Here is an 813-nt window from a genome sequence, read left to right as displayed (position 1 = left end):
ACGGCTATGTCGAGCTCTCGGCCTTCGCGGCCGGCGTGGTCGCGCTCGCCTTCAACTACGGTGCCTACCTGACCGAGGTGTTCCGCGGCGCGCTGCACACCATTCCCCGCGGCCACGTCGAGGCCGGGCTCGCCCTCGGGCTCGGACGCCGCCGTATATTCCGGCGCATCGTCCTGCCCCAGGTCTGGCGCGTGGCCCTGCCGGCGGTGGGCAATATATTCATGTCACTGCTCAAGGACACGGCGCTGGTGTCGGTGATCGGGATCGAGGACCTCATGCGCGAGACGGCCCTGGCGGTCGGTTACACCAAGGAACCGTTCACGTTCTACCTCGCCGCGGCACTGATCTACCTGGGCCTTACGGCGGTGGCGACGCTGGTGATACACACGCTCGAACGCCACACTAGCCACGGAATGCGGACGCTGTCGTCATGAGATGGTCGGTCATTCTGGAAAACCTGCCGCAGCTTCTGCACGGGGCCTGGCTGACACTCGAGCTCGTGCTCGTCTCCGGCGTTCTGGGGCTCGCCATCGCGGTGCCCATGGCGATCGTACGGTGCTCACGCTTTGCCTCCGTGCGCGCCTTCCCGTGGGTGTATATCTATTTCTTCCGCGGCACGCCGCTGCTGGTGCAGATCTTCCTGGTCTACTACGGGCTCGGGCAGTCGCCATGGGTCCGGGATTCGCTGCTCTGGCCGGTGCTCAGCCAGGCCTACTGGTGCGCGATCATCGCGTTCACCTTCAACACCTCCGCCTATACCGCGGAGATCCTGCGCGGGGCGATCCAGGCGGTGCCGGAAGGCGAGGTCGAGGC

At 66.1% G+C, this 813-nt stretch carries 2 protein-coding genes; both read left to right on the top strand.

All coding sequences use genetic code 11. The annotated features are described in order from the left end of the window. Positions 1-434: ABC transporter permease subunit (locus G7A99_RS22220; protein ID WP_163144170.1), on the top strand; the 434-nt coding region annotated here is incomplete at its 5' end. After that, a partial coding sequence (locus G7A99_RS22215) for an ABC transporter permease subunit (protein WP_163144168.1) occupies positions 431-813 on the top strand: 383 nt, incomplete at its 3' end. The genes G7A99_RS22220 and G7A99_RS22215, both read left to right, overlap by 4 nt.

The organism is Arhodomonas sp. KWT, assembly GCF_010993615.1.
Note: the sequence above shows the minus strand (reverse complement) of the source record. Positions and strands in the feature narration are given on the sequence as shown.